Raw genomic sequence first — 26,255 nt, 5'->3', positions numbered from 1 at the left:
TGGACGGGGTATCAACTAATCTGGCGTTGATTTTTGGCACGCTGTTGAGTTCTCAAGGTGCGGACGCTTCCTTCGTACTCACCCTCTCGGGCTTTTCTCCGGGCGCTTCCTTCGTTTCCGACTCTATCAGATCTTTCCGACCCGATTTCCTCGGTGCCTTCCGGTCCCGAATTCGCAGCTTTCGCCTTTCGGGCCCTTCGGCGGGGTCAAACACTACCAGGCTTTCTCGGTCCCCCCGACCACGCCCTCCGCGAGGCAAGAGCACGCAGAGGTGTAGACCACTGGGGTTAGGATCTGGCTTGATAGGCGCTGCCGACCCACGACTCAACGTCGCGTTGGGGTCAGGCAGGAGTACGACAGTACATCCCTACGCCACTTGAGGCAAATCGTTTCCGGTAGTCCCTAGGTCCGCCAACTGGTACGTCTCGTGCGGAACCGGGACTTCCCATGACATAGGCTTCTGAACAGTACGCCGTCCAGGACAGGTAGTGACGGCGCCACACCATCTCCGCCCCTGGGAGGCTTCCCATGACCCACGTGACGTCGCCACTCGCTGGACGCGCCATCGGTCTCGCTGCTGTACCCGACCCCGTCTTCTCCGGCGCGATGGTCGGTCCCGGTACCGCCATCGACCCCGTGCTCGAGCCCTCCGAGGCCGTCTCGCCCGTCGACGGCGTCGTCGTCTCTCTCCACCCCCACGCCTTCGTCGTCGTCGACGCCGAAGGCCACGGTGTGCTGACCCACCTCGGGATCGACACCGTCCAGCTCAACGGTGAGGGCTTCGAGCTCCTCGTGAACAAGGGCGACACCGTGACGCGCGGACAGGCCGTCGTGCGCTGGAACCCTGCCGAGGTCGTGGCCGCCGGCAAGTCCCCCGTCTGTCCGGTCGTGGCGCTCGAGGCCACCGCGGACTCCCTCTCCGATGTCCTCGACGCCCAGGACGTCAAGGCCGGCGACGCGCTCTTCTCCTGGAGCTGACCGCCGGCCCGTCCTCGACGACGGGCACGCGTACGACATTCAACGCGGCGGCCCCGGCCGCCGCTCTATCGGAGACGGGTGAGATGGAGACAACGCTGCGAGGCGTCGGGGTCAGCCACGGTGTGGCGATCGGCGAGGTCCGGCACATGGGCACGGCGGTCCTCGAACCGCCGGCCAAGCAGATCGCGGCCGACGAGGCGGAGCGCGAGCAGGGGCGCGCCCGACAGGCCGTGGAGGCTGTGGCCGCGGACCTCATCGCCCGGGGCAACCTGGCCGGCGGCGAGGCTCAGGCGGTGCTGGAGGCCCAGGCGCTGATCGCGCAGGACCCCGAGCTGGCCGCCGACGTGGACCGCCGGATCGCGGTGGGCAGCACGGCGGAGCGGGCCGTCTACGACGCGTTCTCGCACTACCGGGAGCTGCTCGCGGGGGCCGGTGAGTACATGGCCGGCCGGGTGGCCGACCTGGACGACGTGCGCAACCGGATCGTGGCGCGGCTGCTCGGTGTGCCGATGCCGGGTGTCCCGGACAGCGACGAGCCGTACGTGCTGATCGCGCGGGACCTGGCGCCCGCCGACACGGCGCTGCTCGACCCGACGCTGGTGCTCGGCTTCGTGACCGAGGAGGGCGGCCCGACGAGTCACAGTGCGATCCTCGCGCGTGCTCTGGGGGTGCCGGCCGTGGTCGCGCTGCCCGGTGCGGGTGAGCTGGCCGAGGGCACCGTCATCGCGGTGGACGGTTCCACGGGCGAGATCTTCGTGGAGCCGAGCGACGAGAAGCGGGAGGCGCTGACCAGGGCCGCCGAGCAGCGGAAGGCGGCGCTGTCGGCTTCCAGCGGTCCCGGTGCGACCTCGGACGGGCACAAGGTGCCGCTGCTGGCGAACGTGGGCGGTCCCGCGGACGTGCCGGCCGCGGTCGAGGCCGGGGCCGAGGGCGTGGGTCTGTTCCGTACGGAGTTCCTGTTCCTGGACGACAGCAAGCAGGCGCCGTCCGAGGAGAAGCAGGTCGAGGCATACCGCAAGGTGCTCGAGGCGTTCCCCGAGGGCCGTGTGGTCGTGCGGGTGCTGGACGCGGGCGCGGACAAGCCGCTGGACTTCCTGACGCCGGCGGACGAGCCGAACCCGGCGCTGGGTGTCCGGGGTCTGCGGACGCTTCTCGACCATCCGGAGGTGCTGCGGACGCAGCTGACGGCGCTGGCGAAGGCCGCCGAGGGTCTGCCGGTGTACCTGGAGGTCATGGCGCCGATGGTGGCCGACCGCACGGATGCGAAGGCGTTCGCCGACGCGTGCCGTGAGGCGGGGTTGCGGGCGAAGTTCGGCGCGATGGTGGAGATTCCGTCCGCCGCGCTCCGGGCGCGTTCGATCCTGCAGGAGGTCGAGTTCCTTTCGCTGGGCACGAACGACCTGGCGCAGTACACCTTCGCCGCCGACCGTCAGGTGGGTGCGGTGTCGCGGCTGCAGGATCCGTGGCAGCCGGCGCTGCTCGACCTGGTGGCGCTGTCCGCCGAGTCGGCCAAGGCCGAGGGCAAGAGCTGTGGTGTCTGTGGTGAGGCCGCGGCGGATCCGCTGCTGGCCTGTGTGCTGACGGGGCTGGGCGTGACCTCGCTGTCGATGGGTGCGGCGTCGATTCCGTACGTGCGGGCGACGCTGGCCAAGTACACGCTCGCGCAGTGCGAGCGCGCGGCTGCCGCGGCGCGTGCCGCGGACACCGCGCACGACGCGCGGATGGCGGCGCAGGCGGTGCTGTCCGGGGAGTGATTCCCGGGCGGCGGCCGTGGGCCGTCGTGGTTCGGTGTCGAAGGGGCTTCCCGCCGGTGTGGCGGGGAGCCCCTTCGGCGTCAGTGGGGGTGTGCCGTGTCGGGGGGTGTGAGGGGGAAGCCCGCGCGGTAGTCGACGTGGGGTTCGGGGGCGATGGGTTCGCCGGTCAGGGCGTCGGTGCAGTAGGCGTCGAAGACCTCGGCCTCGGTGAGGGGGTGGAGGTGTCCGCCGCGGAGGCGCCAGCCGTGGAGGCGGTCGGGTGCGCCGGGAGTGGTGGTGCGCAGGACGACGCCGCCGGGGGTGTCGAGGGCGAGTCCGGCGGCGAGGACGGAGACGAATTCGGCGCCCTGGGATCTGTCGAGCCGTGCGGGGCCCGTGGCGTCGCGGACGGTGCGGAGGGTGGCGAGGAGTTGCTCGTCCTCGGCGGGGATGCTGCACACGAGGTGGTGGGTGCCTGTTCCCGCGGCTTCGAGGAGGCGGAACAGGAGCTGGGAGGCGTGGTCGAAGGAGGCCCGGCCGATGTCCTGGCCGCAGTCCGGGCAGGTGCCGGCCTCGGTGAGGAGCATGGTGGCGTACTCCCAGGTGGCGCGGCGGGCGGCGGTGTCGATGAGGGTGGGGACGAGGGTGCTGAGGGACTGGCCGGTATAGAGGACGCGGGCGCCGGTGGCTGCGCGTTCGGCGGTGTAGCGGCTGCGGCTGGTGGAGCGGTCCGGGTCGATTCCGTTGTCGGTGCAGTACTCGGCGTACTCCTCGGGGTCGAAGAGGGCGACGGTGGTGTGGCCGCCGTTGGCGGCGAGGGTCCTGAGGAGTTCTTCGACGTGGTGCAGATAGCGCCCGTGGTCGTCGAAGGCGAAGGTCGTGTACTGGCGCATGGTGGTGAAGTCCTCCTCGTCGGCGAGGAGGGCGACGGTCTCGGCCACCTCCCTGCGCAGGGCGCGGCGCAGTGTGGCGGTGGTGTGGTGCGTGGTCATGTCTCCCCCTGAGCGCTGTCGATCAGTGCTCACTCACCGTAACCGTGGGGACTGACAGTGACGACGGGTCGGGTTCGGTGGCGCGGTCGCGGGTCACGCGGTACTGGGCGGCGCCGGCGGCGACCAGAGCGAGGCCGAGGACGGGCCAGGCGAGGGGGCCGGCGGTCATGACGCCGGTGACGAGGAGGGGTCCGGCGAAGCGCTGGGTGGACTGGGCGAGTCCGTGGACGCCGAGGTAGGCGCCCTGGGCCTCGGCGGGGGCGAGGGCGACGGAGAGCTCCCACGAGGCGGTGGCGTGGATGATCTCGGCGAAGGTGAGGGCCACGACGGCGAGGACGAGGGCGCTGACGGCGACGGTGCGGCCGCCGGCCGCGGAGGCGGCGAGGCCGAGGGTGCCGAGGACGAGGAGGCCGGCGAGCGGGACGAGCAGGCGGCGGGCGGCGGGGGTGGTGGCGCCGTAGCGGGAGAGGGGGACCTGGAAGAGGACGACCAGGACGGTGTTGAGGACGAGGAGCAGCGGGGCGAGCCCGACGGGTGCGGCGGTGGCGTGGACGATCCAGAGGGGGACGGCGACCTGGAGGATCGTGTCGTCGAGGAAGAGGGCGGCCTCGGTGGCGGTGTAGGCGAGGAAGGTGCGGTCGCGCCAGGGGCCGGCGGGCCGGTTCCTCGGGGTGTCGGCCGAGGTGGCGGCGACGCGGGAGGGGGCGGGGGGTTCGGCGCAGCGCAGGGTGAGGGCGGCGATGACGAGGTAGGTGACGACGTTGCCGATGAGGAGGAGGCCGTAGGCGCGGGTGCTGCCGGTGGCGAGTGCGGCGGCGGCGCCGAGGCCGCCGATGGACCAGCCGATGTTGACGGTGGTGCGCTGGATGGCCTGGTACCGGACGCGGTCGGGGCCGGCGAGGCGGGCGGCGTAGAGCTTGATGAGGACGCTGCCGGCGCGGTCGGGGAGGGCGCCGAGGGCGGAGAAGAGGGTGAGGAGGAGGAAGTCGTCGGTGGTGAGGAGGGCGAGGAGGGCGGCGCCGCGCATGAGCTGGGCGCCGACGATGACGCGGACGAGGGGGAAGCGGTCGGCGAGGCGGCCGGCGAGCGGGGCTCCGGCGATGCCGACGCCGCCGGCGACGGTCATGAGGAGGCCGACCTGGCCGAGGCCGAGTCCGGAGACGTAGGTGAAGTAGAGGGCGGTGCAGCCGGCCCAGAGTCCGGTGCCGGTCTTGTCGATGATGCTGACGAGGAGCATGCGTCGGCCGTCGCGTCCGCCGGGTATGCGGTCGAGAGCGGTGCGGTGCCATGAGTCGGTGCGGCTCACTCGGTTCCCCCTTGACAACGAGTTTTGTATTGATACATAGTTCAGTACGTGGCAACACAATATTCGATCAGTGGGGCGACGGCCAAGGGAATCGCCGCATCGGTGGAGCGCGGGGTGACCGAGGGCGAGCTCGCGCCGGGCGACGCCCTGCCTCCCGTGCGCCGGCTCGCCGAGGAGCTCGGCGTCAGTCCCGGCACCGTCGCGACGGCGTACCGGGAACTGCGGCAGCGCGGTCTCGTGGTCACGCGCGGCCGGGGCGGCACCGTGGTGGCGGAGGCCCCCTCGGTGGCCTCCCGGCGGCCGCCGCGGATCCCCCCGGGGGTGGTCGACCTGGCCACCGGCCTTCCCGACCCCGCCTTCCTGCCGGTGCTCCGGCCCCCCGCCGAGGTGCGTCCGGTGTACGGCTCGCACCGCGCCGCCCCCCGTCTCGCGGCGCTCGAGGAGCTGACGCGCGCCTGGTTCGCCAGGGACGGCGTGCCGGCGGAGCGGGTGACGTTCGCGCACGGGGCGCTCGACTGCATCGCCCGGCTGCTCTCCGTCGAGCTGCGACCGGGGGACGCGGTCGCCGTGGAGGACCCGGGCTTCCACCATCTCCTGGACCTCGTGCCGGCGTTGGGACTGCGCATGGTGCCGGTGACCGTGGACCGCGAGGGGATCGTCCCCGAGTCCCTGCGGGCGGCGCTGCGGGCCGGAGTGCGGGCCGTGGTCTGCACCCCCCGTGCCCAGTGCCCCACCGGAGCGTCCTTCTCCCCCGCCCGGCGGGACGAACTGGTGTCGCTGCTCAGGGAGTTCCCCGAAGTCCTGGTCGTCGAGGACGACTACAACGTGGAGTTCACGGGTCCGGTGGCGCCGACGCTCAGCGCGGCGGGCCTGGACCGCTGGGCGCAGGTGCGGACCGTCTCCAAGCGGCTGGGGGTCGACCTGCGGTGGGCCGCGGTCGCCGGTGACGCGGTGACCCTGGCACGGCACGACGGGCGCATGGTGATGACGTCGGGGTGGGTCAGCCACATCCTGCAGGAGACGGTCGCCGGCCTGCTCGCCGATCCCGCGGTCACCCGGCTCGTGGCCGCCGGCGAGGTCGCGTACACGCAACGGCGGCAGGCGCTGACGGCGGCCCTCGGCTCGTACGGCATCCGCTCCTTCGGGGAGAGCGGGCTCAACGTGTGGGTGCCGGTGCGCGACGAGTCGGCGGCGGTGAACGGGCTGCGGACGCTGGGCTGGTGGGTCGCGGCGGGGGCGCGGTTCCGGATCGCCGCGCCCACGGCCGTACGGATCACGACGTCGACGCTCGTGCCGGCGGAAGCCGCGCGGCTGGCGGCGGACTTCGCGGCGGTGCTGGGCGACGCGCAGGCCACCTACGGAGGCTGAGGCGATGCGTGAGGGGCCCCCGGCCGCGCGCCGCCGGGGGCCCCTCACGCGTCGTGTCGCCCGGTTACCCGGCGCGGCGGGTGCGGGCCAGCTCCTCGTAGAAGCGCAGCAGCCCGATGTCGTCGACCGAACCCGGGTTGACCGCCTTGGCCATCGGGGTGCCCTGCAGGAGGCGCTTGACCGGGACCTCGATGCGCTTGCCGGTCAGGGTGTGCGGGACGGCCGGGATCTCGATGATCTCGTCGGGGACGTGGCGCGGGGAGAGCTCGCTGCGGATCGTGCTCCTGATGCGGGCGATCAGCTCCTCGTCGAGGGTGGCGCCGTCGGCGAGGTGCACGAAGAGCGGCATCCAGTAGCCGCCGTCCGGCTCCTCCAGGCCGATGACGAGGGACTCGCGGATCTCCGGCAGGCGCTCGACGGCCTCGTAGATGTCGGCGCTGCCCATGCGGACGCCCTGCCGGTTCAGGGTGGAGTCGGAGCGGCCGTGGATGATCACCGAGCCGCGGTCGGTGATCGTGATCCAGTCACCGTGGCGCCAGACCCCGGGGAACATCTCGAAGTAGCTGTCGCGGTAGCGGCTGCCGTCCGGGTCGTTCCAGAAGCGGATCGGCATGGACGGCATGGGGTTGGTGACGACGAGCTCGCCGACCTCGCCGACGAGCGGCTTGCCCGAGGGGTCCCAGGACTGCAGGTCGGTGCCGAGGCCGGCGGCCTGGAGCTCGCCGATGTGCACCGGGAGGGTGGGGACGGCGCCGGCGAAGCAGGAGCAGACGTCGGTGCCCCCGCTGACGGAGGCGATCCACAGGTCCTCGCGGACCTCGTCGTGGAGCCAGCGGAAGCCGTCGGGCGGCAGCGGCGAGCCGGTGGTGGCCACGCACTTCACCCGGGAGAGGTCGAAGTCGCGGCCGGGGTGGACGTCGGCCTTGGCACAGGCCATGACGTAGGCGGCGGAGGTGCCGTACAGGGTGGCGCCGGTGCGCTCGGCGACCCGCCACTGGGCGGCGGTGTCGGGGTGGCCGGGGCTGCCGTCGTAGAGGACGACGGTGGTGCCGGTGAGCAGGCCGGAGACGAGGAAGTTCCACATCATCCAGCCGGTGGAGGTGTACCAGAAGAACACGTCCTCGGGGCCGAGGTCACAGTGCAGGCCCAGCTGCTTGACGTGCTCGACGAGGATGCCTCCCTGGGACTGCACGATCGCCTTGGGCAGGCCGGTCGTGCCGGAGGAGTAGAGGACCCACAGCGGGTGGGAGAACGGGACCTGCTCGAAGACCGGCTCGGCGTCGGCGGCGGTGAGCGCGGACCAGGCCAGCGCGCCGTCCGGGGTGGGCGTGCCGAGCAGCGGGATGTGCACGACGGCGCGCAGCGAGGGCAGTTCGGCCCGCAGCTCGGCGACGGTGTCGCGGCGGTCGTGCTCCTTGCCGCCGTAGCGGTAGCCGTCGACGGTGAACAGGACGACGGGCTCGACCTGCTGGAAGCGGTCGAGGACGCTGCGGGCGCCGAAGTCGGGGGCGCAGGAGGTCCAGACGGCGCCGACGGCGGCGGTCGCGAGGAGCGCGACGACGGCCTCGGGGATGTTGGGCAGGTAGCCGCTGACGCGGTCGCCCGGCCGGACGCCGAGGCGGCGCAGCTCGGCGGCGAGGGAGCCGACCTGGCGGCGGAGCTCGGCCCAGCTGATCGGGGTCGGCTCATGTGTCTCGTCCACATGGAGCAGTGCCGCGTCATGGGGCCGCTCCTCGGCGGCGCGCAGCGCGTGCTCGGCGTAGTTGAGGGTGGCGCCCGGGAACCAGTCGGCGCCGGGCATGGAGCGGTCCCCCAGGACCCGCTCGTACGGGGTGGCGAAGCGGAGGTCGAACCACTCGGCGACGGCCGCCCAGAAGGCTTCGAGGTTCTCGACGGACCAGCGGTGCAGGGCCTCGTAGCCGCCCTCGGCGGGGGCTCCGTGGCGCTCGGCCGCCCAGGCCTGGAAGCGGGTGACGGCGGCCGCGGCGACGCGGTCCTCGTCAGGCTGCCAAAGCGGCTCGGTCTGGGCTGATGTCATGGGTCGGCTCTCCCTGGCTGTACGCGGGGTCTGCGTGTGTCTCGCGCACGTGCTGGGGTGTGCGCGTGACGCGGCTGACAGGGACGATGCCATGTGATCCTCGTTCGCACCAGGGTTCCCCGCCCATGGTCGGGCAGCTGAATATGTGCTCCCACCACGGGTGAACGGCAGTTGAACGAAGCCCTCACGCGCTCACACGGATGGCAGGGTGAGCCGCATGGACGGTCGTGAGCTGGTGCGCTCGGTGAAGGTGCTGGGTTCGGTGCAGGGGTTGCGGGCGGTGCGGTCGGCGTGGCGGCAGCGCCGTACCGACGCGAGGGCGCTGCCGCCGAGGGGGGCGGAGCGGGCCCGGGTGCCGGGTCCGATGGGCGAGGTGGAGCCGCTGCCGGGCGGGGGGATCGTCCGGTTCGCCCGTTCGGAGCTGCGGATCTCGGTGTCGGCGGGCGGCACCGTCTTCTGGGGGTGGGACGAGGCGGGGCCACTGCCCTCGTACGCGCTGGCCGGCGAGCCGCCCGAGCCGGACCCGCGGGCCGTCCTGGAACCGGACACGGACGGCGGCTGGCGGGTGGTCTCGGAGCGGGTGACGGTCGCGGTGTCCCGGCACGGGGCGGTGGAGGTACGCACCCGGGGCGGGGTGGTGCTGCGCCGCGACCTGCCGCCCCGATGGTGGGAGCCGGTGCGCGGCGGGGCCGCGCGCTGGGTGCAGCGCAGTGAGGTGCCGGCGGACGCCCGGTTCTTCGGTCTCGGCGGCCGCTCCGCCGGGCCGCGGCTGCGGGACGGGACGTACCGGCTGTGGAACACCGACCCGCAGGGGCGGTTCGGTCCGGGCGACGACCCGCTCTACATCACGATGCCGGTGCAGCTGGTGGTGGCGGACGCGGGGACCCATCTGGCCTTCCACGACAACTCCTGGGACGGGCGGGTCGTCCTCGCCGAGGGCGAGGAGGGCGCCGGGTCCGGGCACGACCGGCCGGGGACCAGCGAGGTGCGGATGGACGGCGGTCCGCTGCGCTGCTGGGTCGTGGTCGGCACCCCCGCGCGCGTGCTGCACGGCTGGGCGGCGCTGACGGGTGCGCCCGCGCTGCCGCCGTCGTGGGCCCTCGGGCCGCAGCACGCGCGCTGGGGCTTCGGCAGCGAGCAGGAGGTGCGGCGCGTCGTGGACGGCTACCGGGACCACCGGCTGCCGCTGTCCGTGCTGCACCTGGACATCGACCACTACGACCGGCACCGGGTGTTCACCGTGGACCGGGAGCGCTTCCCCGACCTGCCCGGGCTCGCGGAGGAGCTGCGCGGACGCGGGGTGCGGCTGGTGTCGATCGTGGACCCGGCGGTGAAGGCGGAGCCGGGCGACGAGGTGTACGAGGGCGGGCGGGCCGTCGGGGCGTTCGTCCGGGACGACCGGGGCGAGGAGGTGCACGGGGTGGTGTGGCCCGGGGAGTGCGCCTACCCGGACTTCACCGATCCGGAGACGCGGAAGTGGTGGGGGACGCTCTACGAGGAGCGGCTGCGGCAGGGCTTCTCCGGCATGTGGCACGACATGAACGAGCCGGTCTCCTTCGCGCCGTTCGGCGACCCGACGCTCCCCCGCTCGGCGCGGCACAGTCTGGAGGGCCGTGGCGGGGACCACCGCGAGGCGCACAACGTGTACGGGCTCACCATGGCCCGCGCCGGGTACGAGGGGCTGCGGGCGCTGCGGCCCGCGGAACGGCCCTTCCTGTTCTCCCGGTCGGGCTGGGCGGGGATGCAGCGGTACGGCGGGACCTGGTCCGGCGACGTGTCCACGGGCTGGCCGGGGCTGCGAGCCTCGCTGGCCCTGGTGCTCGGGCTCGGCCTGTGCGGGGTGCCGTACTCGGGGCCCGACGTGGGCGGTTTCGACGGGAGTCCGTCGCCCGAGCTGTTCGTGCGCTGGTACCAGCTCGGCGCGTGGCTGCCGCTGTTCCGCACGCACGCGGCGATCGACGCGGGGCGGCGCGAGCCGTGGGAGTTCGGGCCGGAGGCGCTGGAGCACGCGCGCGCGGCGCTGGCGGAACGGGAGCGGCTGCGGCCGTACTTCGTGACCCTGTCGCGGCTCGCGCGGATGACGGGGGCGCCCTATGTGCGCCCGGTGTGGTGGGGGACGCCGGAGGACCGGGCGCTGCGCGACTGCGAGGACGCCTTCCTGCTCGGCGACTCGCTGCTGGTGGCGCCGGTCCTCACGCGCGGGACGGACCGCCGGGCCGTACGGCTGCCGCGGGGGCGCTGGTACGACACGGCGACGGGGCAGCCGTACGAGGGACCCGGGCAGGTGCTCCTGGACGCGCCGCTGTCGCGCGTGCCGGTGCTCGCCCGGGCGGGCGCGGTGATCCCCGTGCGCGGCGAGGAGGACGGCAGGCCGGCCCTGGAGGTGTGGGCGCCGGCCGCGGGGAGGACGGGTGGCGGTCTGGTTGTGCGGGACACCGGCGACGGGTGGGAGCCGGCGGAGATCGAGCGCTATCAGTCGCGGCTGGCCGGCGGGCGGGTCGTGGTGGAGCGGGTGACGGACGAGGGCGTGCGGGAGGCGGAGCTGCCGGTGCGGGTGCGGGGATCGGTGGGCTGACCGGAGCCGGTCGCCCGTCAGCCGTACGCCCCGGCGAAGAACCGCCGCACGGCCTCCGTGTGCAGCGGGAAGGCGAGTTCCTCCGGCCCGTGCAGGAGGTGGTGCCCGCTCGTCTCGTCGGTGGCCGCCGGGGGCGGGAGTTCGGCGGCGGGGCGGGGCGGGAGGAGGCCGAAGAGGAGGAGGTGGCCGGCCGGGGAGCTGAGGGCGTCGGCGAGGCGGACGTCGGCGGCCCCGGCCTGGATGCCGGTCTCCTCGCGCAGTTCGCGCACGACGGCCTCCTGCCAGTCCTCGCCGAAGTCGACGAAGCCGCCGGGCAGGGCGACCCGCCCGGACTGCGGCGGGATGGTGCGGGTGATGACGACGAGCGCGGTGCCGCTCGGGTCGGTGACGGGCAGCAGGGCGACGGCGACCGGGAGCGGGTTGCGGTAGGCCGTCGCGCCGCAGGCGGGACAGGTGCGGGGCCAGCCGGCCTCGGCCGGGTAGGGGGCGCCGCAGGAGGAACAGTGCGAGTGCGGGGAGGAGTCGGTCACGAGCCGACCGTATGCGATCACCCTTTCCCGCCGCCGGCGTACCTGGTAGACGGTCACCATGACAGGACTGAAGCGACTGACACGACGTGCCTCCGTTCTCCGCGGTCTCTGCGCGCTGGCCACCGCCGGCCTGCTGACCGCACTCGCCGCCGCCCCCTCCGCCGGCGCCGCCGGCCGTGCGCCGGAACCGAAGGCTCCGCGGGAGTTCGTGGCGCTCGACCGCGTGGACCGGACGGTCCTCCAGGAGATGCGCTACGCCACGGAGCACAACTTCGTGGGCGAGCGGGTCGACGGCTACCGGCAGCCGGTGTGCCTCCTCACCCGGCCGGCCGCCGAAGCGCTGCACCGGGCGCAGGTGAGGCTGCTCGCCCGGGGCTACACGCTGAAGGTGTACGACTGCTACCGGCCGCAGCGGGCGGTGGACCACTTCGTACGCTGGGCGAAGGACCTGGACGACGAGCGGATGAAGCGGGAGTTCTATCCGCTCGTCGACAAGTCGCGGCTGTTCGCCGACGGTTACATCGCGGAGAAGTCCGGGCACAGTCGCGGTTCGACGGTCGACGTGACGATCGTGCGGCTGCCCGCGCCGCCCACCCGCCCGTATGTGCCGGGCGAGCCGCAGACGGAGTGCTTCAGGCCTCAGGCGGAGCGCTTCCCGGACAACTCCGTCGACATGGGCACCGGCTTCGACTGCTTCGACACGCTCTCGCACACCGACGACCCGCGGATCGCCGGCGCGCAGCGGGCCAACCGGGACCTGCTCCGCGGCGCGCTGGCCGAGCAGGGCTTCGTCAACCTGCCCGAGGAGTGGTGGCACTTCACGTTCAGGCCGGAGCCGTTCCCGGCCACCTTCTTCGACTTCCCCGTGGCGCGGAGGTCCGTGGCGGGCCACTGACGTCTTCCCCCGAAGGTCTGCCCGTGCCAGACTTCTGACGCATCGTCAGATAACGGGAGGGGCGACGGATGGCACGAACGCGCAGGCCGGTGGTGGCCGGCTGGTTCACCGACGACACGCTTCCCGAGGGGGACTTCCGGCTCCTGGGGACCCGCTGCACGGCCTGCGCCTGCGTCTTCTTCCCCCGTGAGGACGACCTGTGCCGCAATCCGCGCTGCCCCGGCGGGGGCGAGCTGACCGAGACGCCCCTGTCCCGGCGCGGCACGGTCTGGTCGTACACCGACGGCCGCTACCGCCCGCCCGCTCCCTACGTCTCCGACCCGGACGCGCCCTGGGAGCCGTACACCCTCGTGGCGGTGGAGCTGGCCGCGGAGGCCATGGTGGTCCTCGGGCAGGCCGCGCCGGGCGTGCGGACGGCCGATCTGACGGTCGGCGCGGAGGTGGAACTGGTCCCCGGCGTGCTCCATGAGGACGCCGAGCACGTCTGGACCACCTGGCACTGGCGGCCGGTCGCGGAAGGGGGCGCGGCATGACCGACATCGCCGTCCTCGGCGCGGGGATGCACCCGTGGGGCAAGTGGGGCCGCTCGTTCGTCTCGTACGGCACGGCGGCCGCCCGGGCCGCGCTCGCCGACGCGGGGCTGGACTGGCCCGACGTGGGGTCGATCGTCGGCGCGGACACGGTGCGCGGCGGATACCCCGGGTACGTGGCCGGGGCCACCTTCGCCCGGGCGCTCGGCTGGCAGGGCGCCCGGGTCACCAGCGTCTACGCGGCCTGTGCCTCCGGTGCCCAGGCCGTCGGCGCCGCACGGGCGCAGATCCTCGCCGGACTCGCGGACGTGGTCCTCGTCGTGGGCGCGGACGCGGCACCGAAGGGCTTCTTCGCCCCGGCGGGCGGCGACCGCCCCGACGACCCGGACTGGCTGCGCTTCCGGGTGCTCGGGGCGACCAACCCGGCCTACTTCGCGCTCTACGCCCGCCGCCGGATGGCCCTGTACGGGGACACCCCGGAGGACTTCGCCCAGGTGAAGGTCAAGAACGCGGCGGCGGGTGCGCTCAATCCGCTGGCCCGCTACCGCAGGCCGGTGACCGCGGCGGAGGTCGCCGCCTCCGCGGTCGTGGCCGATCCGCTGCGGCTGCTCGACATCTGCGCGACCTCCGACGGGGGCGCGGCGCTCGTCCTGTCCAGCATGGACTTCGCGCGCCGGCACGGGCGGCCGGACCCGGTCCGCGTCCGGGCGGTGTCCACCGTCACCCCCGCCTATCCCAGGACGGTCCTGGACCTGCCCGACATCGCGACGGACTCGGCGATCGCGGTCTCCCCCGCGCCCGGCACCTTCCGGGCCTCGATCGCCCGGGCCGCCTACGAGGAGGCGGGGCTCGGCCCGGAGGACCTGTCGCTGGCCGAGGTGTACGACCTGTCCACGGCCCTGGAGCTGGAGTGGTACGAGGACATCGGCCTGTGCGGCCGGGGCGAGGGCGCCAAGCTGCTGCGGGACGGGGTCACGGCGCTCGGCGGGCGGGTGCCGGTCAACGCGAGCGGTGGGCTGGCCTCGTTCGGCGAGGCCGTGCCGGCGCAGGCGATCGCGCAGGTCTGTGAGCTGACCTGGCAGCTGCGGGGCACGGCGGGCGACCGGCAGGTACCGGGGGCGCGGACCGGCATCACCGCCAACCAGGGCCTGTTCGGCCATGGTTCGGCGGTGGTGGTGGTCCGTTGAGGCGCGCTCGTCAGGAGGGCAGCGCGCCGAGCTGACGCAGCTGCGCGAGGACGTCGACGACGCCGCGGATCTCGACGATGCGCCCCCCGGCGAAGCGGAAGACGAAGATCTCGCTGTAGTCGACGGTCCTTCCGGTGGGCTGGAGGCCCCGGTACTCGCCCAGGTGGGTGCCGGTCACCCTGTTCCTGGTGACGACCTTGTCGCCCTCCGCGATCGTCTCCTCGACGGCGACGTGCAGGTCCGGGTAGGCGCGCAGCAGCACCTCCCACACCTGCTTGAGGGCCGCCGCACCGGTCTGGCCCGTCGCTACCGGCACGTGGAACCGCGCGTCCGGTGCGACGAACTCGTCGACGGCCTTCGCGACGGCATCGGCGTCCCCGCTGTTCGCGGCGGCGTGGAAACGCTCCAGCGTCGCCCTGTTGAGCTGCGTCTCGGCTATCGGCATGGTCTCTCCTCTGCCTGGTCCTGAAGGGGGTCCGGACAGGAGGACGAGACGGCGGCCGGGAATGTGACACCCGCCGGGGGCGGGCCGCCCTCGCCGCTCAGGTGGCGACGGGGGCGGCTCCGTGCCCGGCGAGGACCAGGGCGTGCTCGACGACGGCCACGAGGACGTTCTTGACGGACTCGCGGTCGCGGGCGTCGCACAGCAGCAGTTCGACCTCGGGGTCGAGGTCGAGCGCGCCGCGGACGGTCTCCGGGGGGTAGCGGCGGGCGCCCTCGAAGCAGTTGACGGCCACCGTGAAGGGGATGCCGCGCCGCTCGAAGTAGTCGATGGCGGCGAAGCTGTCCTCCAGGCGCCGGGTGTCGGCGAGCACGACCGCGCCGAGGGCGCCCTGGGCGAGCTCGTCCCACAGGAACCAGAAGCGGTCCTGGCCCGGGGTGCCGAACAGGTACAGGACCAGGTCCTCGCGCAGCGTGATCCGGCCGAAGTCCATGGCGACGGTGGTGGTCGACTTGGACTCGACGCCGTGCAGGTCGTCGACCGGCCGGCCCGCCTCGCTGAGGATCTCCTCCGTCCGCAGCGGCCTGATCTCGCTCACCGCGCCCACCAGCGTGGTCTTGCCGACGCCGAAGCCCCCCGCGACGAGGATCTTCAGCGTCACCGGCTCGACCGGCGGCTGCTTGCGGCTGGAGCTAGAGCGCCCGAAGGCCATTGATCACCTCGCGGAGAATACTCACGTCCGGCAGTTCGGCCGGCGGAACGGGGCGGGTCACGTGGACGAGCTCGTCGTCCACGAGGTCGCCGACCAGGACCCGTACCACCCCGACGGGGAGGTCGAGTCCCGCGGCGAGTTCGGCGATCGACTGGGGCTGCTCGGCGCAGCGCTCGACGATCTCCACATGCTCGGGGGACAGCGTCTGGTCGCGGCCGGGGTCGTCGGCGGCCGGTTCGGGCACCACCAACGCGATCAGGTCGAGCCGGTGGCGGGTGGCGGCGCTGGTGCGGCCGCGGGTCATCGCGTAGGGGCGGACCACCGGGCCCGCCTCGTCGTCGAACCAGTGGCCGACCGCGTCCTCGTGGGACTGGTCTGCGTCGGTCATGCCGTCCCCCTCACTCATCCTCAGTTGGGCAGCCCGGTCCTGGGCGCCGTGGTGAGATGCGCTCCGACCCGCTTGACCATGAGGGTCATCTCGTACGCGACCTGGCCGACGTCCGAGTCGGCGTCGGCGAGGACGGCCAGGCAGCTGCCGTCGCCGGCGGCGGTGACGAAGAGGAAGGCGTCCTCCAGCTCGACCACGGTCTGCCGGACCCTGCCCGCCTCGAAGTGCCGGCCCACGCCCTTGGCGAGGCTGTGGAAGCCGGAGGCGACGGCGGCGAGGTGCTCGCCGTCCTCGCGCGAGAGGTCCTGCGAGGCGCCGGTGGGCAGGCCGTCGCTGGAGAGCACCAGGGCCTTGCGGATGGAGCCGACGCGCTGGACCAGCTCGTCGAGGAGCCAGTTCAGCTCCCCGTTGCCGTGGGCGGAGCTCTGGCTGGCTGCGGCGTTCGGTGCGGTCATCGACCGTCCCCCTCGGGTGTCGTTCCTGGTGCTGTCGTTTCGGCGTTCTGTCGTCGGCCGCGCTGCCAGCCGCGCTGCATGGACGCCATGCGGCTGCGCACCTCCTCGGCGTCGCGCTCGAAGGAGTCGGAGTCGGTGCCGGGGGCCGCGGCCGCGGGCGCCGGCGGCTCGTCGGCGCGCAGCTGCGGCGCGAGGCTGGCCTGCCGGACGCGTCGGGGCAGGCCGCCGAACGGGGCCGGGCCCTCCGGCGGTACGGGGACGAGGGTGGGGCCGGGCCGGACGCGGGCGAGCTCCATCGTGTCGTCGGCGCCGGAGCCCGTGGCGGCGCCGGATCCGGCCTCGGGACGGCGGCCGGTACGGGATTCCGGCCGGGCGCCGTTGCGGGAGCCGTTGCGGGGCGCGTCCGGGTCGGACGGCCCGCCGGACGGGTGGGCACGGCCCGCCTCGTCGACGCGGCGGCCGTGGTCGACGACGAGCGTCGGCGGGCGGCGGCGCGGCAGCGCGACGGGGGCCGCGGGCGTGTCGTCCTCCCCGTGACCGCCGGGGACCTGCTGGTGCTGGTCCCCACGGCGGCGGTGCTCGCGGGCCCGGAAGAGGCCGCCGCGCTCGCTCTCGGTGTCGAGCAGGTCCGCCGCGCCGCTCAGCAGGTCGTCGAGACCCGCGCCCAGCGGGGCTTCGAGCTCGACGGGGCCGTCGAGCCCGGCGTCACGGACCTGGGTGAGGGCGGGGCGGCGGCCCGGCAGTCCCTCGGGTCCGGAGACGCCCTTGCGGTCCGGTTCCTTGCGGTCCTGGCTCTTGCGGTCGAGGCGGAAGCCGGCGCCCTGGGTCTCGGGCGCGTCGGTGAGCAGCGCGGCCGGGATGAAGACGACCGCCGTGGTGCCGCCGTACGGCGAGGGCTGCAGCGAGACGCGGACGTTCTGGCGCTGCGCCAGGCGGCTGACCACGAAGAGGCCGAGGCGGTCGGTGTCGGAGAGTTCGAACTCGGGGGTCTCGGCGAGGCGGAGGTTGGCGTCGAGCAGGGCGTCGGGGTTCATGCCGAGGCCGCGGTCGTGGATCTCCAGGGTGAAGCCGTTGGCGACGCGCTCGCCGAGCACCTGAACGGCGGTGTGCGGGGGCGAGAACACGGTGGCGTTCTCGAGGAGTTCGGCGATGAGGTGGGTGAGGTCGGCGACGGCGGGGCCGCCGACGCCGAGCCGGGGCAGCCGGCGGACCTCGATGCGCTCGTAGTCCTCGACCTCGGCGACGGCGGCGCGGACGACGTCCATGAGTTGGACGGGCTTGCGCCACTGGCGGGAGGGGGCGGCGCCGGAGAGGATCACCAGGCCCTCCGCGTGACGGCGCATGCGGGTGGTGAGGTGGTCGAGCCGGAACAGGTCGGCGAGCTCGTCGGTGTCCTCGGTGCGGCGCTCCATGGTGTCGAGGAGGGTGAGCTGGCGGTGCAGCAGGACCTGGTTGCGGCGGGCGAGGTTGACGAAGACCTCGGCGACGCCGCGGCGCATGTCGGCCTGCTTGACCGCGGCCTCGACGGCCGCGCGCTGGAGGGTGTTGAGGGCCTGGCCGACCTGGCCGACCTCGTCGTCCTCGTAGCGGAGGTGGGGCACCTCGGTCTCGACGTCGACGTGTTCGCCGGCGGCGAGGCGGCGCATGACGCTGGGCAGGCGGACGCCGGAGACCTCCTGGGCCTCCTTGCGCAGCCGGCGCAGGTCGCGGACGAGGTCGCGGCCGATGCGGACGGAGACGATCACCGAGACGAGGAGCGCGACGAAGCCGAGGACGCCGGCGACGCCCGCCTTCAGCAGGACGCTGTACGCGGCGGGCTGGACGCGCTCCTGGTAGCGGTCGCCGGCCGCGGTGTTCGCGCGGGCGAGCTCGTCGAGGACGGGGCTCGTCTGCTCCTGCCAGCGCTCGGCGGTGACGGCGCGCGGGTTCTCGGTGGCGCCCGCGCCGATGAGCGCCTCCTCCGACCGGCGCAGGGGTGCGGTCTCGGCGCCGGCCCAGTACTTCTCGAAGCGGTCGCGTTCGGAGCCGGGAAGGATCTCCAGGTTGGCCTCGTAGTAGACCTTGCGGCCCGCGGCGAGGTCGCCGATCGTGCGGATCTCCTCGGCCGTGACGCGCTCCGCGAGGAGCGCGGACACGACGAGGGCGTCCTCGCGGGAGAGGAGTTCGCGGGCGCGGGTGATGCCGACGAGAGCACGGCCCTGCTTGTCCATCTCGACGTTCTCCAGCGCGTGGAGGCTCAGCAGGAAGCCGTAGCAGGGGTCCACGAGGCGGCTGTAGAAGTCGAGGGCCTGCATGCGGCCGATGCTGCGGTTCTCGACGGAACGGCGCAGCGAGGAGAGGCCGTCGAGGGCGTCGAGGAGGCCGGCGAGCCGCTGGGCGGTCACGGGGCTCATGTCGTCGCGCACGCCGGGCTCGGCGGCGTTGCGCCGGATCAGCGCGATCTGCCGGTCGGTGGCCTCGCGTTGGACGCGCAGGGTGGTGAGGGCCTCGGCGGCGCGGGGGTCGGCGAGGTAGACGAGGGACTGGCGGCGTTCCTTCTGGATGACGCGCGCGGTGTCCTCGATGGGATAGCCGATCTTCTCGACGATGTAGCCGACGTCGAGGAGTTGGCGGGCTTCGCGGCCGGTGAGGACCGTCGCGAAACCCCACAGGCCGGTGAGCGAGACGAGCGGCACGAGGAGCAACGCCACGATCTTCCTGCGGATGGACTTCCCGCGAAAGCGCATGGCCTCCCCCAGCTCGGCCTCCGCCGCCACGGAGGTCTCTCATGTCGGCACGCCCTGATGTCAACACGAAGGGTCAACACGAAGCGTCAATCTTCATCTTCAACGAACGGCGGCGTGAGCCTACTACTGCATCACAGCCATCTCGAAGACGCGTCCGGGCGATTTTCAGCCGGTCGAGTGAGTGTTGATCATGAGATGTCCCGGTATTCGGGGAGTTGGGTTCCGTCAGTGTGGCGTAGGACACCTGACAGTCCGACATTTTCCGTCCTCGGACCGACGCGTGACAGATGGCTGGAACTGTTTGTTCCGCTCGTGGTCGAGAGGGACCCCGGCGAAACCTTTTCCCTCCGTCGTACGTCATTCTGTACCGGGGAGGGCTGTGTCCGCGTAAAGCGACGCAAGACGGGCAGACGCCACCCTGGAGACGTCGGTGGTGGGGAGAGACAGCGCGATGGGACACGAGGCGCGACCGGTGGGACAGTTGTGGGTGGAGGACGAGAAGGGCCGGCGACGGATGCCCGATCCGGTCCGCAGGGCGGCGGTGCGGGCCCTGCTGTTCATCTCGGTGACGCTGATCCAGGCGATGGTCGCCTTCTTCTGTTCGGTCACCGGGTCGTGGCTGGCGTTCCCCGTGACCCTCACGGCGGTGGCCAGCACCGTGGTGGCGACCTGGAGCGTGCTCGACGTGTGGATCACCCGTCAGGTGTGGCGCCAGCGCAACGGCGTCGTCTCGGAGCCCAGCAGCGCGGAACGCGGAACGCGCCGTGAGAGGCACCGCGAGGAGCGGGCGCCGCTCACGGAAGCCGCCTGAGCCGGAGCACGCGGAACGGGTGAGGGCCCGCCCCCGGCCGGGGGCGGGCCCTCACCCGTTCCGTCACCGCCGGCGGTGCTCTCCGCCGGCCTCGCCCGCTCGACCGTGGCACCGAGCGGGACCCTCACCTCGGGCGGCCCCGGCCGTCACTCCTCGCCGGGCGTCCCCGCCGGCTCCAACGGCGTACGGCGGAACATGCGGGTCGCCGTGATCTCGCCGTGGATGGTCTCGCCCTCCGTCCTCGGCTGCGGCAGGCCCGGGCGCAGGTGCTCCTCGACGCTGATGTACTTCAGGCCGGCCCGCAGGTCGGCGTCGTTCCGCAGCCGGATCACCAGCGGGAACTCGGCAAGGGCGGTCGTGTCGAACAGGCCCGTGGTGTACAGCAGCTGGACGCCCAGCGCGTCCGACACGGCCCGCTGGAGCTCCAGGAGGTACGTGGCGTTGGCCCGGCCGATCGGGTTGTCGAGGAACAGCGTGCCCGCGTGGCGGTGCTTGTCCCGGCCCCGGTCGTTGGAGCGCAGCGCGGCCATCGTGCAGTAGAGCGCGATGGCGGCGGTGAGCAGCTGGCCGCCGGAGAAGACGTCGCCCATCTGCCCGACCGGGACGCGCTCGGCGCGGAGAACCGCGTCCGGCTTGAGGATCTCCACGGCGACGCCCTTCGGTTCGAGGGCGGCCTGGACCCCGCGGAGCAGCAGGGACATGCCGTCCCGGCGCAGGTCGGAGTTCTTCCTCACGGCGGCGCGGGTGGCCTCGTCGACGACCTCGCCGAGCCGCTCGGTGAGCGTGGCCTGGTCGGGCTCCTCGAAGCGGATGCGCAGGAACTCCTGGCCCGACCACTCCCCCAGGCCCTCGGGCAGCCGGGAGAGCCGCTGGGCCGAGCGCAGCGTGGCGAGCGCCGACTCCACCAGGCCGCGCAACCGGTCCACGATCGAGTCGCGGTTGCGCTCCAGCTGCGCCAACTCGTCGGTGAGCACCCGCAGCCGCGGCGCGAAGGCCTCGGCCCACTTCGCGGCGTGCTCCGGCAGCGCGGCGGCGGGCAGTTCGCGGATCTGCTGCCGGGCCGGGGTACGGACCTGCTCGAAACGCGTCGCGTTGGCGTGCCGTACGAGGATGTCGCCGGCCTCGCGGACGGCGGCGTCGGCGGCCGACAGGTCGGCGGCGCACCCGCGCAGCGAACGCCGGGCCTCCGCCGCGGAGTCACGGGCCTCGGCCAGCGGGCCCGGATACGGCTCGGGCTGCTCCTGCTCCTCGTCCGCGTGGTCGCGGAGCAGGTCGCGCAGGAGGGCCGCGGTCTCGTCGAAGCCGCCGGCGGCGTCCTCGGCGGCCCGGTGGGCCTGGAGCAGGCCGGTGTGGGCGGCCCGCGCCGACTCCAGGGCGTCGGTACGGGCGGCGAGTTCGGTGGTGGCGGTACGGAGCAGGGCCTGGGCGTGCTCGGCGTCGGCCGGGATCAGCTCCTCGGGCAGCGCGGTGTGCTCCTGGCCGTCCTCGGGGGCGAGCCGCTCGGCCTCGCCGCGGAGCCGGCCCAGCTTCTCGCTCGCCTCGGAGGCGCGCGTCTCCAGCTTCTGGACCAGGGCCTCGGCGCGGGCGGCGGCGGCCTGGCGGGACGGGCCGTCGGCACCGTCGGTGGACTCCAGGAGCTGCTCGGCACGGGTGCGGACCTTGTTGGTGAGCCGGTCGAGCTCGGCGAGGGCGGCGGACTCGTCGCTCTCGGCCCGGGCCTGCTCGGCGCGCAGGTCGGCGCCGACGCCGACCTTCTCGTACAGCTGGGAGGCGGCCCGGTAGGCCTCGCGGAGGGTGGGAAGCGCGACGCGCGGCGCGTCGGCGTCGTGCTCGGGGAGGACTTCCGGGGCTCCGGCGATCTCGGCGCGCTCGGCGCGCAGGGCCCGGGCGGTGCGGTGGGCGTCGTCGGCGGCGCGCTGGGCGGCCCGCCGGTCCTCGTCGGCGGCGCGGGCGCGCTCCAGGCAGGTCTGGGCGCGGGCCTCGGACTCGGCGGCGTCGTCGGCGAGTTCGCGCAGCTTGGCCTGCCAGGCGGAGCGCTCGCGCAGCCGGTAGGCGAGGCCCGCGAGGGCGTCGGCGGCCCGGCGGGCGCGCTGGGCCGCCTCCTGGCGCTCGTCGCGCACCCGGAGGGCGTCGGCGGCGGCCTCGTCGGCCTCGGCCCGTACGGTACGGGCCTCGGTGAGGGCGGCGGCCGCGGCCTCGGCGGCGGTGGCCGCGGAGGCGGCGACGGCGGACAGCTCGGCGAGCATGCCGGGCGGGCAGTCGGCGCGCCAGGCAGCGATCCGGGCGGCGAGGGAACGGTCGCCGGTGAGCCGGGCGGCGAGGCTGCGGATCTCCTCGTCGCGGGCGGCGGCGCGGGCACGGAGCGCCTGGCGCTCCTCGTCGGCGGCGTGCTCATCGTGCATGGCCGGGTTCGGCGGCACGAGGAAGACGTCCGTGTCCTGGCCGCTGTCGGGCGCGGGCACCGGCGCGAGCAGCGCGGCGGCGGTGCCGACGGCGACGGTCGAGCGGGGCAGCAGGGCGGCGGCGCCGAGCACCTCACGCGCGCGGGTGTACGAGACGGGGTCGGTGATCACGACGCCGTCGACCAGTTCCGGGCGGGCGGCGAGGACGGCGGCGTGGTCGGCCGGGTCGACGGCCTGGGCGAGATAGCGCCAGCCGGGGAGGGCCGGGATGCCGTGCTCGCCCAGGTACTCGACGGTGGCGAGCACGTCGGGGCCGGGCGGCAGCAGGCCGCCGTCGCCGAGGGCGCCCAGGATCCGGTTGTCGTCGGCGGCGGCCGTGCGCAGGTCGAAGAGCTGGCGCTCGGCCGAGGCGATGGACTGGTCGAGCAGGGCCCGCAGTTCGTCGGCGTACCGGTCGAAGTCGGTGACGGTGAGCGGGCCGTGGGAGCCGTCGGCCTGATCGGCGCCGAGTCCGGAGGCGGCGGAGTCCTCGGCCGCGGCCGGGTCGGGGCGGCGGCCCGGGGCGTCGCCGGTGGCGCCGGAGCGCTGGCCCGGCAGCGGGGTGGTGGGGGCGCTGGGCAGGGAGAGGAGTTCGGCCAGGCGCGGGTCGGCGGCGAGGGACTCGGCGGCGCGGCGCTCGGCGTCGTAGGCGTTCTCGGCGGCCTCGGCGGCGTCGGAGGCGCGGGCGGAGGCCAGTTCGGCGCGGGACTCGGCGGCGGCGGCCTCGCGGGCGCGTTCGGTGGCCGTGCGGGCCACCTCGCGGGCCGCGTCCCAGGCGGCGACGGTGGTCTTCTCGGCGTCGCTCGCGGCGAGTGCGGCCCGGGCGGGGTCGGCGTCGGGGGCGGAGTCGTCCAGCCAGCCGGCCCGGACGGCCTCGGCCGTCTCCTGCTCGACCTCGGCGAGCCGCTGCCGCAGGTGGCCGGCCTCGCTGCGGGCGCGCTGGGCCTCGGTGGCGGCGGCGGTGGCGTCACGGTGGGCCGCCTCGCCGGCCTCCTGGAGGGCGGCGGAACGCTCCTCCTCCTCTGCGGCCTGCCGCTCGCCCTCCTCGGCGGCGGCGGCCAAGGCCCGTACGAGATCGGCGGCGGCCGTGGCGCGGGCCGCGAGCGCCGGGGCGGCGTCCCGCTCGGCCTCGAGGATGGCGGCGGCCACCCGGGCGGAGCGGTCGCTCGCGGCGCGGTGGCGCAGCACGGACTCGGCTGCCTGCCAGGCGGAGTGCAGGGTGCGGGCGTCGGTGAGCTCACGGCGCTGCGCGGCGGCGCCCTTCTCGGCGGCGGTCAGCGCCAGCGAGGCGTGCCGGTAGGCCAGTTCGGCGGCGATGAGGGCGCTGCGGCCGCGCGCGGCCTCGGCGTCGGCGACGGCGTGGGAGGCGTGCGTGACCTGCTCGGCGAGTTCGGCGGTGCGGCCGCGCTCCTCGGCGGCGCGGGCGGAGAGCCGGCGGGCGAGGGAGCGGGTGCGGCGCTCGGCGGCGGCGTGCACCTCACGGGCGCGGGCGCGGGTGTCGGCTGCCTCGACGATGCGGGTGAGCAGGTCGACGGAGCCGGCCGTGAAGTCCCGCTCGGCGGTGAGCTCGGCTCGGCGGCCGAGCTTGTTCCCGAAGCCGCCGACCAGGTCGGCGAGGCCGTCGGTGTCGCGGGTGTCGGTGACGGCGCGCAGCAGGAGGTCGGTGAAGTCGGAGTCCTTCTTGACCGCGAAGAGGCCGGCCGCCTCGCCCTCGTCGGCGTTCATCTCCCGCTGGTAGCGGAAGAGTTCGGGGTCGAGGCCCAGGTCGCCGAGGTGCTCGTTCCAGCGGTCGTGGATCTCCTCCCAGTAGACCTCCAGGTGCGGGTAGGTCTTCCCGGCCTCGGTGAGGGCGTCGCGGAATCCCTTCATCGTGCGGCGCCTGCCGGAGGCGCCGGAGCTGCCCTCGACGGGCGGCCGGACGGCGGTGGCCTCGGCGACGGGCAGGTTGTCGAGGCTGAGCCCGGGGCCGGGGCGGAAGGAGTACCAGGCCTCGGCGAACTTCCGCGGGTCGTTGGAGACCTGGCGGCCGCGCCACTCGCTGGCCTTGCCGACGACGACGAGTTCACCGGTGAGGGTGTGCTGCCACTCCAGGGCGACGTGGCCGCAGTCGTCGGCGAGGAGGAACTTGCGGAGCACGCCGGAGCTGGCGCCGCCGAGGGTGTTGCGGTGGCCCGGGAGCATGACCGAGAAGATCAGCTTGAGCAGGACGGACTTGCCGCCGCCGTTCTCCAGGAAGAGCACGCCGGCGGGGGCCGGGCGGCGCGGCGGGCCGACCGGCTCCTCCTCGAAGAACTCCGCCTGGGTGGGAGCGGGGTGCGGCACGGGCGCGCCGACTCCGCGCAGGTCCAGGACGGTGTCGGCGTAGCGGGCACCGGCCGGACCGATGGAGTAGAGGCGGACCCGGGACAGCTCGTACATGCGGCGGACTCTCGTCGTGTCGTTCGTGGATCGGGCGGCGTGGATCGGGCGGGTGCCCAGGCGTGGACGTGATCAGGCGTGGAAGGGCAGGCCGGCGTCGGCGGCGATCTCCAGGTCGTCGCCCTCGGGCGGCGGCAGGAGCGTCGCGGAGCCGTCGCTGACGGGCACCACGCCCAGTTCGAGGAGCTCCGTCAGGGCGGCGCTGCCGGCCATGTCCCGGACCTGGAGCTGGTAGCGGGCCGTGGTGCGGTAGGAGCCGCCGGACTCGTCGCCGGTGCGCTGGAGGAAGCCGGAGTCGGTGAGGAAGGCCACGGCCTTGCCGACGATGCCGGTGGTGGAGCCGGCGAGTCGGCGGGCGTCCTTGGTGGCGCCGGTGGCGCTGCGCCGGGCGTAGATCCGCCAGGCGGCCTCCAGCCCGGGGGCGTCGGTCGCCGGGTCGGTGTTCTCGCCCTGCTCTTCGGCGCGCTCCTCGAGGCGGCGGCAGGCCTGGCGGACGAAAGCGTCGACACCGTTGACCGTGAGCCGGCCGATGTAGCCGTCGTCGGCCAGGTCCTCGGGGCGCGGGAAGGCCATGGCGGCGACGGCGAGGTGGGCGAGGCCGTGCAGGAAGCGGTCGGCCGAGTCGGTGGAGGCGCGGCGGGCGTAGTCGCCCATCCGGACGGCGAAAACGGAGTCCTCGCCGGCGGTGACGGCCATGCCGGCGCGCGGGGAGACCTCCAGGACGACGAGACCGAGGCCGGTGGCGACGGCGTCGGCGAGGCGCGCGAACGCGGGGTCCTCGCGGTAGCGCCGGAGCAGCTCGGCGTACTCGGCGTCGCGGGCGGGCAGCAGCTTGGGCTGGAGCCCGAAGGAGACGAGCCGGGCGGCGTCGGCCGCGTCGGCGGGCGTCACGGCGGTGGGCACGGCCGGCGTCCGCGGGGCCTCCGGCTCGCTCCACGCGTCGGTGTGCTCGACGTGGTGTTCGCTCACGGCTGGGGCTCCTCGGTACGGCGGTTCGGTGACGCGGGTCGGGGCAGGGGCAGGCGCACGGGGGTGACGGTGACGGGCGGCGGCACGGGCGCCTGGTCCACGGCACGCCGCTGCACCCCCGGCAGGGGCACGGGCCGGACGTAAGGCCGGGGGGCCGGCTCCGCCGGCGGTCCGGCGGGCAGCGGCACCACCCCCATCCGCGGCCCGTCCGAGCCGGCCTCCCGCTCCTCCACGAGCGGCCGCGTCACGGCCACGTGCGCCACCCGGGGCCCGGGCGCCCGCTCGGCAGCGGGGCGCGGGGCGGCGGCGGGGGCCGGGAGGGACGCCGGGAGGGGGGCCGCGGCTGGCGCTGCGGGGACGGCCGGGCGAGTGGTGGCCGAGGCGGACGCGGCCGGTGCCGGAGCGGCGGGCACGCCGGAGGGAGACCCGGCCGGGCGGGCGGTGGCCGAGGCCGACACAGCCGGTGCCGCAGTGGGCACGCCGGAGGGAGACCCGGCCGGCCGGGGCGCGGGCACGGCCCCGGGCCGCGGCTCGGCCGCCACGGGGACGGCGACGGCGTCGTGGTGGGGGTCGGCCTGCTCCGGGACGGTGAGCACCTCGGGGTGCGGCCGGACCGCCGCGGGCACGGCGGGCCGGTCCGTGTACGGATCGGCCGCCGGGGACGCGGGAAGGCCGGCAGGCGGACCGTCCCCCGGGGTCGCGGGCACGGCGTCCGTGGCCGGCCCGGCCGGCGTCGCAGGCACGTCGGGAAGGCCGGCGGG

General features: G+C 74.4%; 19 protein-coding genes. 8 read left to right on the top strand and 11 right to left on the bottom strand.

Annotated elements, in window-relative coordinates:
* Positions 1-528 precede the first annotated feature (528 nt).
* Positions 529-978, top strand: a complete 450-nt coding sequence (locus tag ACGF1Z_RS28855) for a PTS glucose transporter subunit IIA (protein WP_393008931.1) — start codon at positions 529-531, stop codon at positions 976-978.
* A gap of 83 nt (positions 979-1,061) precedes the next feature.
* Positions 1,062-2,732 carry a phosphoenolpyruvate--protein phosphotransferase gene (ptsP, locus tag ACGF1Z_RS28850; RefSeq protein WP_393008930.1) on the top strand — a complete coding sequence of 557 codons (1,671 nt, stop codon included), beginning with the start codon at positions 1,062-1,064 and terminating at the stop codon, positions 2,730-2,732.
* Positions 2,733-2,812: 80 nt separating this feature from the next.
* On the opposite strand, the gene ACGF1Z_RS28845 is transcribed toward ptsP, so the two are convergent.
* Positions 2,813-3,703, bottom strand: a complete 891-nt coding sequence (locus ACGF1Z_RS28845) for a hypothetical protein (protein WP_393008929.1) — start codon at positions 3,701-3,703, stop codon at positions 2,813-2,815.
* Between the two features lie 22 nt (positions 3,704-3,725).
* Positions 3,726-5,009 carry an MFS transporter gene (locus tag ACGF1Z_RS28840; RefSeq protein WP_393008928.1) on the bottom strand — a complete coding sequence of 428 codons (1,284 nt, stop codon included), beginning with the start codon at positions 5,007-5,009 and terminating at the stop codon, positions 3,726-3,728.
* A gap of 48 nt (positions 5,010-5,057) precedes the next feature.
* On the opposite strand from ACGF1Z_RS28840, the gene ACGF1Z_RS28835 reads away from it, so the two are divergent.
* Positions 5,058-6,377, top strand: a complete 1,320-nt coding sequence (locus ACGF1Z_RS28835; protein WP_393008927.1) for an aminotransferase class I/II-fold pyridoxal phosphate-dependent enzyme — start codon at positions 5,058-5,060, stop codon at positions 6,375-6,377.
* A 64-nt stretch (positions 6,378-6,441) separates the two neighbouring features.
* Here the strand turns inward: ACGF1Z_RS28835 and ACGF1Z_RS28830 are convergent, their stop codons facing one another.
* Entirely contained in the window at positions 6,442-8,415 is a 1,974-nt protein-coding gene (locus tag ACGF1Z_RS28830) for an acetoacetate--CoA ligase (RefSeq protein WP_393008926.1), read from the bottom strand.
* Between the two features lie 217 nt (positions 8,416-8,632).
* Between ACGF1Z_RS28830 and ACGF1Z_RS28825 the strand changes: the two genes are divergently transcribed.
* Complete coding sequence (locus tag ACGF1Z_RS28825; RefSeq protein WP_393008925.1) at positions 8,633-10,990, top strand: glycoside hydrolase family 31 protein; 2,358 nt, start codon at positions 8,633-8,635, stop codon at positions 10,988-10,990.
* 17 nt (positions 10,991-11,007) lie between these two features.
* Here ACGF1Z_RS28825 and ACGF1Z_RS28820 read toward each other — a convergent pair whose 3' ends face one another.
* On the bottom strand, positions 11,008-11,580 hold the full coding sequence (locus ACGF1Z_RS28820; RefSeq protein WP_393008924.1) for an NUDIX domain-containing protein: 573 nt from the start codon (positions 11,578-11,580) through the stop codon (positions 11,008-11,010).
* Between the two features lie 16 nt (positions 11,581-11,596).
* On the opposite strand from ACGF1Z_RS28820, the gene ACGF1Z_RS28815 reads away from it, so the two are divergent.
* From ACGF1Z_RS28815 to ACGF1Z_RS28805, 3 genes are all read left to right on the top strand, one after another.
* On the top strand, positions 11,597-12,415 hold the full coding sequence (locus ACGF1Z_RS28815) for a M15 family metallopeptidase (RefSeq protein WP_393008947.1): 819 nt from the start codon (positions 11,597-11,599) through the stop codon (positions 12,413-12,415).
* A gap of 68 nt (positions 12,416-12,483) precedes the next feature.
* Positions 12,484-12,948, top strand: coding sequence for a Zn-ribbon domain-containing OB-fold protein (locus ACGF1Z_RS28810; protein WP_393008923.1), 465 nt, complete (start codon positions 12,484-12,486; stop codon positions 12,946-12,948).
* Positions 12,945-14,132 carry a lipid-transfer protein gene (locus tag ACGF1Z_RS28805; RefSeq protein WP_393008922.1) on the top strand — a complete coding sequence of 396 codons (1,188 nt, stop codon included), beginning with the start codon at positions 12,945-12,947 and terminating at the stop codon, positions 14,130-14,132. Before ACGF1Z_RS28810 ends, ACGF1Z_RS28805 begins: the two co-directional genes overlap by 4 nt.
* A gap of 10 nt (positions 14,133-14,142) precedes the next feature.
* Here the strand turns inward: ACGF1Z_RS28805 and ACGF1Z_RS28800 are convergent, their stop codons facing one another.
* The 5 genes from ACGF1Z_RS28800 to ACGF1Z_RS28780 all read right to left on the bottom strand — a co-directional run bounded on the left by ACGF1Z_RS28800 (position 14,143) and on the right by ACGF1Z_RS28780 (position 18,855).
* The gene (locus ACGF1Z_RS28800) at positions 14,143-14,577 is read right to left on the bottom strand and encodes an ester cyclase (protein ID WP_393008921.1); all 435 of its coding nucleotides are present in this window, start codon (positions 14,575-14,577) and stop codon (positions 14,143-14,145) included.
* Positions 14,578-14,674: 97 nt separating this feature from the next.
* Positions 14,675-15,286: an ATP/GTP-binding protein gene (locus ACGF1Z_RS28795; protein ID WP_393008920.1), complete on the bottom strand. Its 612-nt coding sequence runs from the start codon at positions 15,284-15,286 to the stop codon at positions 14,675-14,677.
* Complete coding sequence (locus ACGF1Z_RS28790) at positions 15,267-15,674, bottom strand: DUF742 domain-containing protein (RefSeq protein ID WP_376638148.1); 408 nt, start codon at positions 15,672-15,674, stop codon at positions 15,267-15,269. The genes ACGF1Z_RS28795 and ACGF1Z_RS28790 overlap by 20 nt, the downstream gene beginning before the upstream one ends.
* Before the next feature lie 20 nt (positions 15,675-15,694).
* Positions 15,695-16,129 (bottom strand): roadblock/LC7 domain-containing protein, encoded by a 435-nt coding sequence (locus ACGF1Z_RS28785; protein WP_393008919.1) that lies wholly within the window; start codon positions 16,127-16,129, stop codon positions 15,695-15,697.
* The gene (locus tag ACGF1Z_RS28780) at positions 16,126-18,855 is read right to left on the bottom strand and encodes a nitrate- and nitrite sensing domain-containing protein (protein WP_393008946.1); all 2,730 of its coding nucleotides are present in this window, start codon (positions 18,853-18,855) and stop codon (positions 16,126-16,128) included. The genes ACGF1Z_RS28785 and ACGF1Z_RS28780 overlap by 4 nt, the downstream gene beginning before the upstream one ends.
* A 472-nt stretch (positions 18,856-19,327) precedes the next feature.
* Here ACGF1Z_RS28780 and ACGF1Z_RS28775 point away from each other — a divergent pair, with 472 nt between their 5' ends.
* Positions 19,328-19,666 (top strand): hypothetical protein, encoded by a 339-nt coding sequence (locus ACGF1Z_RS28775; RefSeq protein WP_393008918.1) that lies wholly within the window; start codon positions 19,328-19,330, stop codon positions 19,664-19,666.
* Positions 19,667-19,812: 146 nt separating this feature from the next.
* Here ACGF1Z_RS28775 and ACGF1Z_RS28770 read toward each other — a convergent pair whose 3' ends face one another.
* Positions 19,813-24,525 carry a hypothetical protein gene (locus ACGF1Z_RS28770; RefSeq protein ID WP_393008917.1) on the bottom strand — a complete coding sequence of 1,571 codons (4,713 nt, stop codon included), beginning with the start codon at positions 24,523-24,525 and terminating at the stop codon, positions 19,813-19,815.
* Positions 24,526-24,597: 72 nt separating this feature from the next.
* A complete protein-coding gene (locus ACGF1Z_RS28765; protein ID WP_393008916.1) occupies positions 24,598-25,494 on the bottom strand; it encodes a hypothetical protein in 897 nt (298 codons plus the stop codon).
* Between the last annotated feature and the right edge of the window lie 761 nt (positions 25,495-26,255).

This window comes from Streptomyces sp. NPDC048018, assembly GCF_043202995.1.
Lineage (GTDB): Bacteria > Actinomycetota > Actinomycetes > Streptomycetales > Streptomycetaceae > Streptomyces.
This window is presented reverse-complemented; position numbering and strand designations above follow the sequence as displayed.

Coding starts and splice junctions, on each gene's coding strand:
- ACGF1Z_RS28790 (WP_376638148.1), bottom strand. CDS start 15,674: ATGACCGACGCAGACCAGTCCCACGAGGACGCGGTCGGCCACTGGTTC.
- ACGF1Z_RS28805 (WP_393008922.1), top strand. CDS start 12,945: ATGACCGACATCGCCGTCCTCGGCGCGGGGATGCACCCGTGGGGCAAG.
- ACGF1Z_RS28820 (WP_393008924.1), bottom strand. CDS start 11,580: ATGGTGACCGTCTACCAGGTACGCCGGCGGCGGGAAAGGGTGATCGCA.
- ACGF1Z_RS28845 (WP_393008929.1), bottom strand. CDS start 3,703: ATGACCACGCACCACACCACCGCCACACTGCGCCGCGCCCTGCGCAGG.
- ACGF1Z_RS28825 (WP_393008925.1), top strand. CDS start 8,633: ATGGACGGTCGTGAGCTGGTGCGCTCGGTGAAGGTGCTGGGTTCGGTG.
- ACGF1Z_RS28780 (WP_393008946.1), bottom strand. CDS start 18,855: ATGCGCTTTCGCGGGAAGTCCATCCGCAGGAAGATCGTGGCGTTGCTC.
- ptsP (WP_393008930.1), top strand. CDS start 1,062: ATGGAGACAACGCTGCGAGGCGTCGGGGTCAGCCACGGTGTGGCGATC.
- ACGF1Z_RS28800 (WP_393008921.1), bottom strand. CDS start 14,577: ATGCCGATAGCCGAGACGCAGCTCAACAGGGCGACGCTGGAGCGTTTC.
- ACGF1Z_RS28770 (WP_393008917.1), bottom strand. CDS start 24,525: ATGTACGAGCTGTCCCGGGTCCGCCTCTACTCCATCGGTCCGGCCGGT.
- ACGF1Z_RS28830 (WP_393008926.1), bottom strand. CDS start 8,415: ATGACATCAGCCCAGACCGAGCCGCTTTGGCAGCCTGACGAGGACCGC.
- ACGF1Z_RS28855 (WP_393008931.1), top strand. CDS start 529: ATGACCCACGTGACGTCGCCACTCGCTGGACGCGCCATCGGTCTCGCT.
- ACGF1Z_RS28785 (WP_393008919.1), bottom strand. CDS start 16,129: ATGACCGCACCGAACGCCGCAGCCAGCCAGAGCTCCGCCCACGGCAAC.
- ACGF1Z_RS28795 (WP_393008920.1), bottom strand. CDS start 15,286: ATGGCCTTCGGGCGCTCTAGCTCCAGCCGCAAGCAGCCGCCGGTCGAG.
- ACGF1Z_RS28810 (WP_393008923.1), top strand. CDS start 12,484: ATGGCACGAACGCGCAGGCCGGTGGTGGCCGGCTGGTTCACCGACGAC.